General features: G+C 45.2%; 13 protein-coding genes. 5 read left to right on the forward strand and 8 right to left on the reverse strand.

What is annotated here, in order from left to right; all coding sequences use genetic code 11:
• Positions 1-41 precede the first annotated feature (41 nt).
• Positions 42-1,793: a methyl-accepting chemotaxis protein gene (locus PG915_RS07005; protein WP_353498464.1), complete on the reverse strand. Its 1,752-nt coding sequence runs from the start codon at positions 1,791-1,793 to the stop codon at positions 42-44.
• A gap of 150 nt (positions 1,794-1,943) precedes the next feature.
• Between PG915_RS07005 and PG915_RS07010 the strand changes: the two genes are divergently transcribed.
• The gene (locus tag PG915_RS07010) at positions 1,944-3,041 is read left to right on the forward strand and encodes an ISAs1 family transposase (RefSeq protein ID WP_353498678.1); all 1,098 of its coding nucleotides are present in this window, start codon (positions 1,944-1,946) and stop codon (positions 3,039-3,041) included.
• Between the two features lie 3 nt (positions 3,042-3,044).
• On the opposite strand, the gene PG915_RS07015 is transcribed toward PG915_RS07010, so the two are convergent.
• The 4 genes from PG915_RS07015 to PG915_RS07030 all read right to left on the reverse strand — a co-directional run bounded on the left by PG915_RS07015 (position 3,045) and on the right by PG915_RS07030 (position 7,864).
• The gene (locus tag PG915_RS07015) at positions 3,045-3,353 is read right to left on the reverse strand and encodes a hypothetical protein (protein WP_353498465.1); all 309 of its coding nucleotides are present in this window, start codon (positions 3,351-3,353) and stop codon (positions 3,045-3,047) included.
• A gap of 205 nt (positions 3,354-3,558) precedes the next feature.
• Positions 3,559-5,346 carry an ABC transporter ATP-binding protein gene (locus PG915_RS07020; RefSeq protein WP_353498466.1) on the reverse strand — a complete coding sequence of 596 codons (1,788 nt, stop codon included), beginning with the start codon at positions 5,344-5,346 and terminating at the stop codon, positions 3,559-3,561.
• Positions 5,340-7,103, reverse strand: coding sequence for an ABC transporter ATP-binding protein (locus tag PG915_RS07025; RefSeq protein ID WP_353498467.1), 1,764 nt, complete (start codon positions 7,101-7,103; stop codon positions 5,340-5,342). Before PG915_RS07025 ends, PG915_RS07020 begins: the two co-directional genes overlap by 7 nt.
• A gap of 134 nt (positions 7,104-7,237) precedes the next feature.
• On the reverse strand, positions 7,238-7,864 hold the full coding sequence (locus tag PG915_RS07030) for a DsbA family protein (RefSeq protein WP_353498468.1): 627 nt from the start codon (positions 7,862-7,864) through the stop codon (positions 7,238-7,240).
• Positions 7,865-8,009: 145 nt separating this feature from the next.
• Here PG915_RS07030 and PG915_RS07035 point away from each other — a divergent pair, with 145 nt between their 5' ends.
• Positions 8,010-8,645 carry an SDR family NAD(P)-dependent oxidoreductase gene (locus tag PG915_RS07035; RefSeq protein WP_353498469.1) on the forward strand — a complete coding sequence of 212 codons (636 nt, stop codon included), beginning with the start codon at positions 8,010-8,012 and terminating at the stop codon, positions 8,643-8,645.
• A gap of 47 nt (positions 8,646-8,692) precedes the next feature.
• Here the strand turns inward: PG915_RS07035 and PG915_RS07040 are convergent, their stop codons facing one another.
• The 3 genes from PG915_RS07040 to cls form a co-directional block, all read right to left on the reverse strand.
• Complete coding sequence (locus tag PG915_RS07040) at positions 8,693-9,007, reverse strand: DUF6693 family protein (RefSeq protein ID WP_112461530.1); 315 nt, start codon at positions 9,005-9,007, stop codon at positions 8,693-8,695.
• Positions 9,008-9,063: 56 nt separating this feature from the next.
• A complete protein-coding gene (locus tag PG915_RS07045) occupies positions 9,064-10,269 on the reverse strand; it encodes a cystathionine beta-lyase (RefSeq protein ID WP_353498470.1) in 1,206 nt (401 codons plus the stop codon).
• Between the two features lie 116 nt (positions 10,270-10,385).
• Positions 10,386-11,840 (reverse strand): cardiolipin synthase, encoded by a 1,455-nt coding sequence (gene cls, locus PG915_RS07050; RefSeq protein WP_353498471.1) that lies wholly within the window; start codon positions 11,838-11,840, stop codon positions 10,386-10,388.
• Between the two features lie 472 nt (positions 11,841-12,312).
• Between cls and PG915_RS07055 the strand changes: the two genes are divergently transcribed.
• The 3 genes from PG915_RS07055 to PG915_RS07065 all read left to right on the forward strand — a co-directional run bounded on the left by PG915_RS07055 (position 12,313) and on the right by PG915_RS07065 (position 15,399).
• Positions 12,313-13,656 carry a sodium-dependent transporter gene (locus PG915_RS07055; RefSeq protein WP_353498472.1) on the forward strand — a complete coding sequence of 448 codons (1,344 nt, stop codon included), beginning with the start codon at positions 12,313-12,315 and terminating at the stop codon, positions 13,654-13,656.
• A gap of 85 nt (positions 13,657-13,741) precedes the next feature.
• Positions 13,742-14,428, forward strand: a complete 687-nt coding sequence (locus PG915_RS07060) for a TIGR01621 family pseudouridine synthase (RefSeq protein ID WP_353498473.1) — start codon at positions 13,742-13,744, stop codon at positions 14,426-14,428.
• 38 nt (positions 14,429-14,466) lie between these two features.
• A complete protein-coding gene (locus PG915_RS07065) occupies positions 14,467-15,399 on the forward strand; it encodes a class I SAM-dependent methyltransferase (protein WP_353498679.1) in 933 nt (310 codons plus the stop codon).
• Positions 15,400-15,919 lie beyond the last annotated feature (520 nt).

Consider the following 15,919-nt stretch of genomic DNA (forward strand, 5'->3'; position numbering starts at 1 on the left):
AGGGCTCAAATGAGCCCTTTTGATGTTTCATCGCAAAGGATTTAGCTTACTTTAAATTTACCAATCGTCTTTTTAAGCTCTTCCACCATTTCAAGCTGCTTGTCGATTTTGCTTAGCATCTTGCGTGTGTCTGCGACACTGTCTTCGGCTAGCTGATCCACAGAGACGGTCTGCTGACTGATTTCGCCAGAGGCAATAGCTTGCTCATTCACCATGGAGGCGATCTCTTGAGATTGAGAGTCGATCATTTCCATCGTTTGATGAATTTCGCGTAGCTTATTGTCGACTTCAGCAATCATATCCACGCCTTGCTCGGTTTTAGAGCGGCCAATGCGTAGTGAATCTACCGCGTTAGCCGCAGAGCTTTGTAGCGTGGCGATGATGCCTTCAATATCAACAGTAGACTGTTGAGTGCGCTGGGCGAGGGTACGAACTTCATCGGCAACGACCGCAAAACCACGCCCTTGCTCACCAGCGCGAGCAGCTTCAATCGCGGCGTTGAGCGCGAGTAGGTTCGTCTGCTCGGCGACGCCTTTAATTACCTCAAGCACACTAGTAATGGCGGTAGCATTGTCATTAAGAACGGCAACCACTTCCTCTGATTTTGAGACATCTTGGTAGATGTCATTCATCAGATTGCTTGCGTCGTGAGTCAGTGTTTGACTCTGCTGAGAGCTCGTTGACGCATCTGAAGCATGCTGTTGTGCTGTCTGTGCATTGTCCGCAATACCACTGATCGTTTGTGACATTTCCGTCGAAGCTGTGGCGATTTGCTCAATGTAGCTTTTTTGACTAGCGATGGTGTTGCCAAAGTGTTCAGCGATACGATGCAGTTCAATCGCGTCGTTAGTGACTTGCTCAGTGGTTCGAAGGCTAAGCTGCGTGGTCTGCTGGATATCGTTGACAAAGAGGTTAAACGAGCGACTCAGCTTGCCTAGCTCATCATCATGTTGGTATTCCAAACGCTGGGTTAGATCGCCTTCGCCCACAGCTATATTGTCCATAGCGGTGACAACATTATTTAAAGGTTTAGTTAGGAAGCGATTAATAATGACTAACATAGCAATGCCACTGATGATCAGCACCAACAGAATTACCGTGACGGTTCCCCAAAAAGTAGCTTGAATTGGATCGGTAATTAAGCTCTCTGGCACCATGAAGCCTACACGCCAATCAAGTTCGAGAGTTGGGTCAGTAACGGCTTCGACAAATACTAGGTGCGGCTCACCGTTAAATGATACAGAACCTATAGTTTGTAGCTGGCGGCTGACTTGACTTTGAAGCTCGGCAAATCCAGAGGTATTGGCAAACACTTTGTCAATGTCGGCGAGCTTCGGCAGTGTCGACATGTCAATACGGTCTTGAGTATCGTTAAATGCGATGATGTCACCATCCGAAGCAATTAAAAAGCCAGTACCAACACCTTGATAGCGCATCTTATCAATCAAGCCTTGCTTAATCTCTGTCCCTAGAATATCAATTCCCAAGACACCAATAAGCTGCTGCTTATTATCTTGCACCGTGGTTTTAATTGAAGTAACAATACTCTTATCGTTAGCATCAATTTGTGGTTTTGTAATGAAAAGACGGTCTTTTTCTAGTGCTTCAAACCACCAAGGTCGCTTGGTAGTGTAATAGTCAAGGTTGTTATAACGGCCGTTGAGATCGAAATATTCATGAGTATTGGCTGGAGCGTAGAAGACCGACTTGATCAGTGGATCGTGCTTAGAAATAGATTGAAAGGTATCAACTATCGACTGATAGGTAGGGTCGCTATCAGGGCGAGATCTCACGTGATTTATAGGGTTTAATTGATTAAATACCAAACAGAGTGGTCAATTTATGTTCACTTGCATCAAAAGATTAAATATTCTTTATTTTCGACTGAACTAATCCTGATTTTGTTGATCGGACCATTATCTATTTATTACTCGACCTACAAAATGACACTTCTTGAACGCCTTAACCGCATACCTGATCCACGTAATGATATTAACGTTAAACACGACTTAGTTGATGTCGTTTTTCTAGTATTTTCTGCTGTGCTCAGTGGTGCTACAGGATGGAAGTCCATTCAAGAATTTGGTGAAAGCCAAATTGACTGGTTGAGACAATATCGAGGATTTGAAAATGGTATTCCCAAACGACACTGCATTGCTAACATTATCAGTGCATTAGATAGTGATGCTTTACTCGAAGCCTTGTTTGAATGGTTGAATTCTGAACGAACTCGAACAGAAAAATCGGTTTTAGCAATAGATGGTAAAGCTTTACGTGGAACTAAAACAAATGGGTTAAAAAGCATGTTACACGTTGTCAATGCGTATGATGTTGAAAGTGGGCTAATGCTTTATCAACAATCTACTCATGGCAAAGGTAAAGAAATCAGTTTATCTCGTGATGTTCTAGATGCTTTAGTCCTAAAAGAGGCAATAGTCACCTTAGACTCGCTGCATTGCTTAGCGCCAACGATGGCACAAATCAAGGCAAAGAAAGGCGACTTTACAATCCAGCTCAAAAAGAACCAGCCGACACTTTTTGAGCATGTGACAGAAGCTTTTTTAGCCGTTTATAATCAACCAGATAACATGGCGGAATGTATCCAAGAAAATGAAGGGCATGGTCGCAAAGAATGGCGGAATATCATGCAGATAGAGGCGAATCTTCCACCTGAGTTGAAAGAAAAGTGGCCTCATATAAAAAGCTTTATTGAAGTGGTAAGTGAGCGCACTTGCAATGGAAAAGGAACAAGAGATTCACGTTGGTATGTTAGCTCATTAGAGGTTGATGTTGAACTGGCTGCTCGGACAATCAGAGAGCATTGGTTGGTTGAAAACCAGCTTCATTGGGTTCTTGATGTGGTATTCAGAGAAGATGAACTAAAAGTAAAAGACCCAAATGGAGCTGCTCATTTAGCGGCATTTAATCGTGCTGCGTTGAACACGATAAAGCAGGATGAGAGTGACAAAGATAGCTTGGCTGCCAAACGTAGAAAGTCAGGTTGGTCTGGTGAATATCGCTCAAAAATAATCTTTGGCTAATATTTATTCAAAGTGGAATCCCGCCCTGGGGTCGCTATCTATGTTAGAACCCCGCTGAGTATAGTTGGCAAACCAGTTGTTAATAAACGGGTTTTCTGCCAAAGTTGTGACCACACGTGAGCGCTCGCGAAAGAACTCGTGAATGGAGCGTACGGTTTTCTCAGTAACTAACTGAACTTCCTGAGTTACTTGACTCTCTACAGAAGCGGAGCGCTGATTAACAATAAAATAGGAAGCGAATATCGATATCGTTACCATAATAGCGGCGATCGCTAGCACTAACTTCTTAGCGATCGAGTCCATCAATCTCATAAATACTCCTTAAATTTAGAAGATTGCACGTATATTTTTGGGTGTCCTAGTGGATAGGCGGCTATTTTCACACAGACAGAAAATATTTAAAACAAAATATAAGGCAGAGTAACCAAAGCTGGCATTGCGGTCATGAGAATGATGGGTTTTATTAATGATGTCATTAGTAAATGTAGTTTTAACTAATGACATCATCGGAATTGGATTACATATTAATCACATTTATTTGATCTAGGCTGCCACCTTTAGATTCATTTAGCAGACTTGCGTATAGTCCATTAAATTCGACGAGTTGCTGATGATTGCCACGTTCGACAATTTCGCCCTTGTCGAGCACAAGAATAATGTCAGAGTGTTTAATGGTACTTAGGCGATGTGCAATGGCAATGACGGTTTTGTCTTGATACAAACGACTCATTGCTTTTTGGATTAAATCCTCTGTAATGGAATCGACAGAGCTGGTGGCCTCGTCCAGCATCATGATTTGCCCGCCTTGAGCGATAGCCCGCGCGAACGAGATCAACTGCGTTTGTCCAACCGATAGGTTTGCGCCATTTTTGTCGAGTTTAAAGTCGTAATTATTTGGGAGCTGATCGATAAAGCGATCTGCATAAACATAGCGTGCAGCTTCTACAACTTGCTCGCGTCCGACGCTTTGCTTACCAAGCGCAATATTGAAATCAATGCTTTGTTCAAACAGGTGAACATCCTGCATCATCATAGAGAATAGGTGAGCACAATCTTCTGCCGCGATATGTGACAGCTCAATACCATTAAGCAAAATACTGCCTTCATAATCGCGATAGGTTTTCGTGATCAAACGCATGATGGTTGACTTTCCAGAGCCCGTAGAGCCCACCAATGCGACTTGATGGCCTTTATTGAGGGTAAAAGACACCTTGTTGAGCACATAAGGCCCATCCTGTTTATACCTAAAGCTGACATTGCGAAACTCTAAGCTTTGGAACTCTGCGAGCTTTGGCTTTATCTCATCACTTGGTAGCAGTGTATGTCCTTCTTCCTCAAGCGGTTCTACAAATAGCTCCTCAATATGGTCAAAAGCGGCAAAGGAGCTTTGAATAGACGCAATTTGAGAGGTGAAGTCTCGGATCGGAATGAACACTTTCTCAAGTGTGTTGATAAATGCAATCAATACACCTAGCGTAAGCGAGGCTTCAAGCACTTGGCCAGAGCCAAACCAAATCATTAGTGCGATGGTGATCGAGGTGACGCCAGAGATAAACGCGAACAAAATCGCATCGTATTTGTTCACCTTCATCTGCGCAGCTAAAAACTCATCAGTATAGCTTTGGTATTTGGCCTCTACTTCTTGCTCGGCGCGATATAACTGAACGGTTTTTACACCGAGCAGCACTTCTTGCAGGTACCCAATACCTCTCGCAAGGGCAGAACGGGTAATTTGATGCATTTGGCGTAGGCGATTACGCACATAGACGGTTAAATAAATCACAGGTGGCATCACCACTAATACCACCATAGTGAGCTTCCAATCGATAACCAGCATCATGATCAAAAGTGCAATGGTATTTAGACTGTCTCTCACTAGTCCCACAACGGCTTGAACAAACGAATCACCAATGGTTTCTAGATCGCTGGTTAACCGCGACAACGTGATACCAATTGGTGTGTTATCGAAGTAACTGCGCGGCAGTTTAAGCACTCGTGACACCAGCACAGAGCGCATGTCGGCAATGGTGTGTTGACCAGTTTTACGCAAGTTGTAGGCATAGGTGGTATCAACGATGTAACTGACAATCAGCACTGCAACTAAGTAGAGGATAGGCGTGAGCAACCCATCAACGTTACTGTGGGACAGGTAGCCATCGATCACTTGGATAATCAGCCATGGAAACAGCAAACTGCACGCGATGGAGAGCGGCAACATGGCGACACCTATCCACGCCGTACGTCGATAAGGCTGAGCAAACTGGAAGAAGTGTTTGAGGTACTTTACATCTAACCCTTTTAACATGGGTTTGCCTCCGTTTCAGTTTGCTGTAGTAGCCAGGTCTCTTTGTAGTAATCACAGGTTTTTAAAAGAGTCGCATGGTCGCCTTTGGCGAGTACTTTGCCTTCGCTAAGCACTAAAATCTCATCCATATATTCCAAGGCATTGACGCGATGAGAGACGACGAGCACCGATTGATGATCTAATCGAGCAAACAGACCTTCGAGTATTTTCCTTTCTGTTTCGTAATCCACAGCCGAGAGCACGTTGTCCATAATAAGCAGATCGCAAGGCTCAAGCAGCGCCCTTGCAATACTCAAGCGCTGCTTCTGCCCACCGGAAAGCATAACGCCTTTTTCGCCTACCACGGTTTGCGCTTTTTGCTCAAAGCGTTCCACGTCGCCAGCGAGTTGACTCAGATCCAGTACACCTTGAACATCGTCGTCGCCAATCGTTCGACTCCCGCTACCGAACTTGACGTTTTCTGTGATGGTTGCCGAGAACAAATATGGATCTTGAGTAATGGTTTTTACAAAGCGTCTCAAATCATTTCGGGAGAAACTGGTGATGTCGCGATCGCCTAGAAAAACTGAATTACTTGGTACATCGAGATGGTGATTAAGACAGTTCACTAGGGTCGTTTTTCCGGCGCCAATGCTTCCTAAAACCCCCACTTTTTTACCTGGTGGAATATCGAAACTAATGCCATCAAGTATAGGAGCATCGTCTTGCGAATAACGGTAGGTGAGATTGCGAACCGAGAAAGCCTCGCCTTTAAGGGTATTAAGCGTTTCTTCTGGCAAGGCTTGGGTGTCAATCTCTGGCACTTCGGCGTTCAAGATAGTTTGACAGCTGGTGATGCCAACCATACCGCGCTGATAGATTGTTGCGATTCGCCCAAGTGCCATTAGCGGTATTGAGAGCAGTACTGAGTAGGTCAAAAATGCGGTGATTTCGCCAAGAGTCAGCTCTTGCTGCATCAACATGTAGCCACCAAGACCTAAGATGAGAATCTTCATAACACTGTTGGCGTAATCCAACACGGGCATGTAGAACACCTGAATGCGAGTCAGCTTCATTTGGCATCTGAGTAGCTTTTGATTTAGCGCGTCGGTTTCGGTTTGCACCCAGGCTCCCATTTGCTGACTTTTTATTAAATCAATGGCGGAAAGGTAGCTCATCAGTTCAGCAGAATACTTTTGTAGACGGCGCATATGCTCCATGTGCAGATCTTTCATCTTGGTAAAACCAATGCGAAAAATCACAAAGGCAATGATAATTGGGATCACCGAATATAGAGTCAGCTCCGGTGAAATGCGCCACATCCATAGTGGAGTTAATGACAAGGCCAGTAGGGTATTAAATAGCTGCAGAAATCCGACACCAAACATCAATCGGATCCCCATTAAGTCATTATTAACAATAGAAATCAGATGTCCCGAAGCAAACTGACTGTGGAACTCATTTGGGAGGCGATTAAGTTTTTTTAGCAGGATGTTTTTTAGCTCAGCTTCCGTTATACGCCCAGGGTTGAGGCCATAAATACGCGATAGTATGCGCGTAATGATCATCGCAATGGCCATAACGACGACGATGGAAACGTAATATTGCATTTGGCCATAGCCTTCGCTGCTGATGCCATCAAGAAGATCGATCGCTAATTGAATGTAGCGTGGGATCTCTACTTGTAACCAGTTAACGAGGAAAATGAAAAAAATCGCTAGCAGATAAGAGGTGCGATTCAGACGCAAAAAATACGCAATAAACTGGGTTTTGGTCATTTGAGACTTTCTTGTCGGTGAAACAGTTGGGTGAAGAAATAATTTGGCTCATCAAATCACATGCATGAATAAGTGTACACGTGACACCCCTAAAAAGCAGCAGACTGTAATATTGATGGTCAAACAATAAAAAGTTAGTGAGAGGTTACTATCGAGCGTACCTGTGACACAGTGACTTCAGGATGTTGGTAATCGACTGGCAGCTCCACAATTGCGTTACCTTTAGATAGAAATAGCGAAGGGAAGCTGTTGCCGCCAATACTGCGAGCAAAAGCGATCTCTTGGAGCAAAGCTTGTTGTGTTTCTTGAGCGGTGAGATCTCGCGTAAAGCGGTTCCTATCTAGACCAATTTCGGTCGCGATGTCGATGAGTACGGAATTATCGCTCGGGTTTTTCGCTTCAAGATAGTAGGCACTTTGTATCGCCGCGTACATTTCAAACTCGGTATCTTGAGCACGAGCAGCAATAATCGCTCGGCAAGCTGGATAGGTAGCACGCCTTGGTTCGTTGAGCGTCCAAAAATCATGATTAAACTCGGTTCCCAAGTAGCTCTCAATTTTGCGCCAGTACTCAGCTATCTGAGTTCGCATCTGAAGGGGCATCGGCGTATCAGTATCTTCAGCCAGCCCACCTAAAACGTAGCGGATTTCTACGTCGTCGTGCAGCGAAGCTTTGATAGCCTCCCACGTAGGTTTATAGCCCCAACACCATGAACACATCGGATCGTAAACGTAGTAAAGAATGAGAGAAGGGGAGTTCATATTGGGTTTCCTAATCGACGTGTCCATGTCTAAGTGCTTACCTTAGCATGGATGGATTTGAGCACAAAGGCGCGTTGTTTGATGCAGATTATAGATTTATCCTGATGATGATGTAAATTGTTCGCATTATCAAAAGGGGTGAAAAATGAAAACAATTGTGATTTTTGGTGCCAGCAGTGGGCTGGGACTTGCTGCGGTGCGTTATTTTGCGAGTCAGGATTTCAATGTTGTTGGTATAGCGAGAAATCCACAGAAAGAAGAAAGCCTAGGCTCACTTTGCCAACAGCTTATTGCCTGTGATGCCACAGATGTTAACGCAGTGGAAGCTGCGGTCTCGCAATTGCCAAAGGACGCTGTTGTGTTGTCTACCATGGGCAGTTTTCGGTCAGACAAACCAGTAGACTACATTGGACACAGGTATTTAGTAGATGCTCTGGAAAGGCAGGGCATTAATCGTCTGTTATTAGTGACTTCGTTAGGATGCGGAGATTCATGGCAGTATCTTTCAGAGCGTGCGCGAGTAGGCTTTGGAGCTGCAGTACGAGAGAAATCGTTAGCGGAAGCGTGGCTGGCGAGTAGTTCACTCGATTACACTATTCTACGACCGGGCGGACTTAAAGATGGTGAGGTGACAGAGCGAGGGGAATTGTCTCAACATGTGGAAGTTCATGGTGCGATTCATCGCAGCGAAGTTGCACGCTTAGTGCACCAATTATTGTTGAATGATGCAAGTATCGGTCAAATTTATCAATGTGTTGATCCAACTGTTAGTTACTACTAACGAGAAAAGGCAGGAGAATCCCTGCCTTTTGTGTTTCCAAAATGAGGTTAGTCTACGCGGGTGTTGTTGAGCGCATAATTCCACACACGATAGAAATAGAAAATGTAGCCAATGCCTAACGTCAGTATCGATATCACAAACCACAATAGCACGTGGCCGAGGTCGCTAAACAGATCGATATCGCAATCCATTTTTCGCTCTCTTCCCATATCATCGACCACATAGGTGCGGTTGAGAATGAACTTGGAGAAAGAATAAGGGAAAAAGAACAGTGCGATACCAAAAGTGATGAAACTTAATATCAACCAAATTAACAAATGACCGAGAATATCTAAGATGGCGACGTCGGCTTTGAGTCTCATTCGGATTTCCTTTAGTAAAAAAATGGCTTTCAATCTGAAAGCCATTTAAACAAACATTATTGAGTAACGGTTTTCTCTTGAATCACCGAATTATAGCGCTCAAAACCGGTTTTTAGATCTTCTATTAAATCTTCGACACTTTCCAATCCGATATGAAGACGAACGAGAGTCCCCTCAAAGTTCGGGTTGGCGACGGTGCGCAGTGAGTTAAAGCTCTTTGGCTCATTGGCGAGAATAAGGCTTTCGAAACCACCCCAGGAATAACCCATGCTGAAGTGTTTCATGCCATCCAGTAGCGCAGTAGTCGCTCGTGGGTAGCTCGATTTCAACACGAATGAGAACAAGCCGTTACCGCCAGTAAAGTCACGCTTGAAATACTCGCTGCCAGGGCAAGTATCAAGAGCAGGGTGGCGAACATGATCCACCTCAGGACGCGTGGCTAACCACTCAGCGACCTTTAAACTGTTTTCAGCGTGTTGACGCAGTCTCACATCCAGCGTGCGGATGCCACGCAGGCCAAGATACGCATCATCAGGAGAAACACACTGACCCATAAGGTAGCTCTGCTCGCGTAGTTGATCCCAGTATTTTTCGTGAGTAACAGCGGTACCCAGCATCACATCTGAGTGACCCACGATGTACTTGGTCGCGGCTTGAATCGAAATGTCGACACCATGCTCAAATGGAGAAAAGTTGACGCCTGCTCCCCACGTGTTATCCAGCATAACAATCACGTCGTGCTCATGAGCGATCTTAGCCATACCTGGAACGTCTTGCACTTCCATGGTGATAGAGCCTGGGGATTCTAGGAACAGAATTTTGGTGTTTGGCTGGATAAGATCTTTAATACCTTGGCCAATCATTGGGTCATAGTAAGTGGTCTCTACGCCCATTTTCTTCATGATGCTGCCACAGAAGTCACGAGTTGGCTCGTAGCAAGTGTCGACCATGAGAATATGATCGCCGGTCTCGACAAAGGCAAGAATCGCATTTGAGATAGCCGCTGTGCCACATGGGTAGAGCGCACAGCCAACACCGCCTTCGATTTCCGTCATCGCATCTTGGAAAGCAAAATGCGTATTGGTGCCACGACGACCATAAAACAGGGTCTTATTGGCGCGATTCACCGTAGCGTGATGCTTTTCAGCGACAGTATCAAAGACAACGGTAGAGGCACGTTGTACTGGCGGGTTCACGACGCCATTTGTCCACTTTTTATCGCGGCCAGCGGTGACAAATTTGGTGGTTTTGCTTTCTGACATTAAGGATCCCTGTCTGTATTCAAACCGCAATGTGTTTGAGATTAATGCTTAGATAACAGCAATAAACCATGAAGGCCAAAGAGTTGCAAGTCTTTGGCCTTCTTCTGTCCTTATGATCAGAGCAGTGGGTTGAACAGGTAGAACAGTCGTTCGAAGAAACGGTGATAGATACTGCGTTGTTTCCACTTGTTGTAGTCGACTAACTCAGCGCTCTCGATGTAGTGGCTTTGCAGCTGATGCATTTCGAGTGTGAAGGCTGGGTCTTCGACCGCAAGTGTTACCTCAAAGTTGAGCCAAAGGCTGCGCATATCCATATTGACGGTACCCACTAAGCAAAATAGCTCATCAATCACCACCGATTTAGTATGCAAAAGACCACCATCAAACTCATGGATTTTCACTCCTGAGGAAAGCAGATCCGTGTAAAAAGCGCGTGATGCCCATTTCACCATCATGGAATCGTTGTTTTTCGGTATCACCAGTTCAACATTAACGCCGCGCTGTGCTGTGGTTTTGATGGTTTCTAATAGATCGGCACTTGGTACAAAATAAGGCGTGGTGATGCGCACGGACTTTTCTGCCTGATGCATAGCAATGGTGAGCACCTGACCAATCAACTGATCTGGCATACCTGGTCCCGATGGTACGACTTGAACCGGTTTCGAATCCTCTGGAATATCGATTTGGCATTCTGGCTGCACAGGTAGTTGGCGGTCACCGGTTTCTACTTCCCAGTCCCAACAGTGAATAGCAGAGAGCACATTGACGGTTGGCCCTTCAATACGAACCATAATATCAATCCACTGACCAACCCCAGAGCTTTGCTTGAAGTATGCGGGATCGACCATGTTCATAGAGCCCGTATAGGCGACTTCATCATCAATAACGATGATCTTACGGTGCTGTCGCAGATCCAAACGACGCAAGAAAATACGCCATGGTGAAACCTCAAGCCCCTCAACTAACTCAATGCCGCCATCGCGCATCATGGTTGCCCAGTGGCTGCGGAAAAAGGTTGGACTGCCTGCCGAATCCAGTAAAACTTTGACGTTTACGCCTCGTTTTGATGCTTGGATAAGTGCCGCCGCTACTGAGTCAGCCAACCCACCAGGGTACCAGATGTAGAACACCATTCGAATGCTGTGCTTGGCGTTCTCGATATCATCAATGACCGAGAGCAAGATTTCTTGTGGGGTGGTTTGCAACTGCAGTTCATTGCCACACAAAGCGGGAATACCCATGCGCTTGTTGCACAAGTTATCGATCTTAGAAATGTGCGTACCCATATTGTCGGGTACGTGAGCATTACAATGGTTTAGTTCAAAAAACCACTCTTCAAAGGGCTTAAACATGACGCGAGCGCGTTCAGCGCGTTTACGGCCAAGGTTGAGCTCACCAAACATGAAATAGCAAATCACGCCGACCACTGGAATGATATAAATCACCATTAGCCACGCAAGAGAAACACTGACTGCACGCCGCTTGAGCACGACCCGCAATGTCACACCGGCAACGAGTATCCAATACAAGCCAATGCCTGCGAGTGTTAGAAAGTGATAAACCTTGTCCATTTAGCCTCGATAGAAAGACAGTTTTGGAAATAATAATCTCAGAATCAAGTATTTGGAATAGTTAACTGTCTGTCAAATATAACTAGTCACTGCTGTGAGCACTAAGAGTTAACAAACGTGAGATAAAAGTTTATAGCAATGGAACTGATTAGAGCAAAGTATGGCTTAGGGAGGTCATTACGTTGACATTCGATGGTTTAGTGGCCGAACTATAGTGAAATAGAATGCAAAATAGCCAGATAATAGTTTTGGCCTTCCAATTGTAAAGATTACCTGTTTTACTTGCTACCCATTCGCAAAACTCCTATAAAAAATGCACTGTAAATTATATTGTACAGTCTTAATTTGGGAGCTGCTAAGACTTCGCACAAGGAACAATGATTGCTAGTTAGTGATGGTTTGCGTTGCTATTTGTATCAAGGACAGCCAACTTTACATTTCACGTCGCTGGGCGACGGTTTGGTACGAAACAATGACAAGTTCCGATAGAGGACAATTCACTTCCCGCTTTGGTTTTATAATGGCTGCGGCGGGGAGTGCAGTAGGTTTAGGTAATGTGTGGGGCTTTCCAACCCAAACGGCGACCAACGGTGGAGCGGCATTCTTGCTGGTTTACCTGTTTATGATGGCGCTGTTGGCGTTTCCAATGTTGATCGCTGAGCTGACAATTGGTCGTTATGGTCAATCAAACCCAATTGCATCGCTTCGCAAAATATGGGTGAAAAATAAGCCGGTGGCTGCCATGTTCGGTGTTATCGCGCTGCTCACTGCTTCCATGATTCTTAGCTTTTACGCCATTCTAGCTGGCTGGCTAATCGGTTTTGGTCTTGCGCCGATTGCTGATGTTATTGGGCTAAATGGTGTGGCTGACTGGCTAGTGACGTTCGGCACAGCTCGTAACGTAAGCTTAACTGTGCTGTTCATGTTGATGACGGTGTTCGTTGTTAGACGCGGCGTTTCCGATGGGATCGAAAAGTGGTCATCTCGTTTGATGCCAGTTCTTTTTGTGCTTTTCATTGCTCTAATTGGCTACATCTTTACCCAAGATGGCGCTATGGACGGACTGGAAATGTATCTCGTGCCGAAATGGAACCACTTAAATGCTAGTCTTGTGGTTAACGCAATGGGCCAGGCGTTTTTCTCATTGTCACTTGGCGTAGGCGCAATGATGGTATACGGCTCTTACTTAAGTAAAGACATCAATATTCCGAAAACGGCGGGGCAGGTGGCGATCATCGATACAGGTGTCGCGTTTATGGCGGGTTTGCTGATTCTTCCCGCTATGTTTGTTGCTAAAGAAAATGGCGTGCAGATTTTCAATGAGCTTGGTGAGCTTATTAGCTCTGGTAACCTGGTGTTTGTGGTACTGCCAGCGTTATTTGATTCCATGGGGCTCGCTGGTGAAGTCATTGGTATTGCGTTTTTCGCCCTTATGGTTATCGCGGCATTAACATCCTCTATTGCTATGTTAGAAGTGCCAGTGTCTTGCCTTCAAGAAGAAGCGAAGATGTCTCGCAACAAAGCAACCAAGATCTTGGGCGGCACTATTTTGCTATGTAGCGCTATTATTGCTGCTAACTTTAATGCTTTGTTCGACTTAGTAGCGACCGCCTCTACGGTTTATATGCAGCCGCTTCTTGGCGTGGTGTGGGCTGTGGTTCTTGGTTGGATTTGGAGCCGTAACTCACTGCTTGAGGAAATCAGACAAGGCAACCCAGAAATTGAACAGACCTGGTTCTGGAAAATTTGGCCTTGGTATGTGAAGTTTGTGTGCCCGGCGGCAATCTTAATCGTGTTTGCTTATCCTTTCCTCTGATCAGTTATTATCAGAAAACCAAAAGCTGCTCTTCGGGCAGCTTTTGTGTATCATCCGAGCCAAACAATTCAAAGTTACGCCTTTCATGTTCGATATTCAGTTTGAAAATGATGATTTTGTGGTCATCAACAAGCACCCGGGTGTTAGTGTTCACAAAGATGACGGGGATACCATGCTGGTGCAAGAAGTGGCGACCTTCCTTGGTTGTCCGCCTCTATTTTTGGTGCATCGCCTCGACAAAATGACTTCGGGGTTGCTTATCCTAGCCAAACGCTCCGAGGTGGCCGCCGAGTTCTCGCAACTGTTCCAGCAACGTCAAATGGACAAGTTCTATCTGGCGATTGGCAGCAAAAAGCCGAAGAAAAAGCAGGGTACAATCTCAGGGGATATGGAACGTTCTCGTCGTGCTTCTTGGAAGTTGGTAGCAAGTAAGAATAACCCGGCAGTGACACAGTTCTTCTCCTCAGCAGGCGAAGAAGGTGAGCGGGCATTTTTATGTCGGCCATTAACAGGAAAAACTCATCAAATTCGCGTGGCGCTTAAATCAGTGGGCTCTGCGATTGTGGGTGATCCCATTTATGGCCAGAGCACAGGCGTTGATCGCGGCTATCTTCATGCTTACGCGCTGCGCTTTACCCTTTTTAATCAAGCGTATGAGTTTATCAGCGATCCAAGAAACGCAAAACTAGGTAGTAAATGGAACAGCGCAGCTTTGAATAGTGCAATTGAGCAATGGTCTAAACCGTGGGAGTTAGTATGGCCGAAGAAATGATTTCATCACAAGACAATCAAGAGCCACAAGGTCAAGTGATGCAGGCCGAAAAGTTGGGGGTGTTCTTCGAACAAGTCAAGTCCGCTTTAGCTTCTTCGCCAACTGAGGTTCGCCGTTTGTTTCACGGCCGTGGTAAGTGTTTCCCTGGTTTAGAGCAATTGACTTGTGATTGGGCAGCGAATCAGTTGTTGGTGAACTTGTTTAAGCCTGTTGATGAGATGTTCCTAACGACACTGCAACAAGGTTTAATGGAGTTAGCGGTTTCAACTATTTGGGAAAAGGCGCAAGGTAAAGCGATAGTACTGCAACACCGATACAGCGATGGCGCGCCTTCAGAGGTGCTTTGGGGTGAACTCAATAACAAACCTGTGGTTGAAGAGCTAGGTTGTCAGTATCAACTCGATATTGGTCGCAACCAAAACTTCGGTCTGTTTCTTGATATGAGAAATGGTCGTGAGTGGGTGAAGTCTAAAGCGGAAGGTAAGCGTGTTCTTAACTTATTTGCGTACACTTGTGGCTTTTCAGTCGCGGCGATAGCTGGTGGTGCCGAGCATGTGGTTAACGTCGATATGGCGCGTTCATCGCTCAACAAAGGGCGCGACAACCATCGCCTGAACAACCACGATCTTAGCCAAGTGAGCTTTCTTGCCCACGACATTTTTAAGTCTTGGGGGAAAATCAAAAAATATGGCCCGTATGACATTGTCGTGATTGATCCACCGTCATTTCAAAAGGGCAGTTTTGCGCTAACCAAAGACTATAAGAAGATCTTAAGACGTTTAAATGAGCTGATGACACCTAATGGTGAGGTGATGGCGTGTGTTAACTCGCCAGCGGTTACTCCGGATTTTCTGATTGAAGGCATGGCTGAGGAAGCGCCGCAGTTGAGTTTTGTCGAGCGTTTACCAAATCCTAAAGAGTTCGCGGATGTAGACCCGGATGCAGCCTTGAAGGTGTTGCTGTTTAAATAGTGAAAATAGCACTCTATGAGTGCTATTTTTTGGTCTGAAGACTAGAAGGTAGGTGTTGATGGACAATATTGTTGGTTCAGATTTGTGCTTCTATGTCTCGAATAGTGAGATAGGAATAGCAACGTTTTAACATTGGCGGTACAGCCCAAATTCTCGTCATTCCGCACTCGATGCGGAATCTACCTAACACGCTTACCGAAACGTTATTTGGGTGCTGCCGTTGACTGTCATTGCCTCACATTGCCTCACATGGTTTCTAGCTCACTTTTGGACAAAAGTTACTTAGAATTATCATTTAAATTAGGAAAATGCGGATAACTTTAAGTATGAACTGGTCGCTTAGTGAAGTTTTCGGCTTTACTGCCACAAATCACTCGCTAATATCTACAATTCGTCACAAAATCCAGCACCGTTGCATATAATGACACCCCTGCAAGTAGCTGATTCATTCATTGCAAAAATACCCACTATGCGCATAGTGTGATAGAAAACGCAAATAATACTATTTGCGATGCAAGTG

It is taken from the genome of Vibrio sp. CB1-14, assembly GCF_040412085.2.
Classification (GTDB): Bacteria; Pseudomonadota; Gammaproteobacteria; order Enterobacterales; family Vibrionaceae; genus Vibrio; species Vibrio chaetopteri.

Coding starts and splice junctions, on each gene's coding strand:
- PG915_RS07015 (WP_353498465.1), bottom strand. CDS start 3,353: ATGAGATTGATGGACTCGATCGCTAAGAAGTTAGTGCTAGCGATCGCC.
- PG915_RS07055 (WP_353498472.1), top strand. CDS start 12,313: ATGACAAGTTCCGATAGAGGACAATTCACTTCCCGCTTTGGTTTTATA.
- PG915_RS07035 (WP_353498469.1), top strand. CDS start 8,010: ATGAAAACAATTGTGATTTTTGGTGCCAGCAGTGGGCTGGGACTTGCT.
- PG915_RS07025 (WP_353498467.1), bottom strand. CDS start 7,103: ATGACCAAAACCCAGTTTATTGCGTATTTTTTGCGTCTGAATCGCACC.
- PG915_RS07045 (WP_353498470.1), bottom strand. CDS start 10,269: ATGTCAGAAAGCAAAACCACCAAATTTGTCACCGCTGGCCGCGATAAA.
- PG915_RS07020 (WP_353498466.1), bottom strand. CDS start 5,346: ATGTTAAAAGGGTTAGATGTAAAGTACCTCAAACACTTCTTCCAGTTT.
- PG915_RS07065 (WP_353498679.1), top strand. CDS start 14,467: ATGCAGGCCGAAAAGTTGGGGGTGTTCTTCGAACAAGTCAAGTCCGCT.
- PG915_RS07040 (WP_112461530.1), bottom strand. CDS start 9,007: ATGAGACTCAAAGCCGACGTCGCCATCTTAGATATTCTCGGTCATTTG.
- PG915_RS07010 (WP_353498678.1), top strand. CDS start 1,944: ATGACACTTCTTGAACGCCTTAACCGCATACCTGATCCACGTAATGAT.
- PG915_RS07030 (WP_353498468.1), bottom strand. CDS start 7,864: ATGAACTCCCCTTCTCTCATTCTTTACTACGTTTACGATCCGATGTGT.
- PG915_RS07060 (WP_353498473.1), top strand. CDS start 13,742: ATGTTCGATATTCAGTTTGAAAATGATGATTTTGTGGTCATCAACAAG.
- cls (WP_353498471.1), bottom strand. CDS start 11,840: ATGGACAAGGTTTATCACTTTCTAACACTCGCAGGCATTGGCTTGTAT.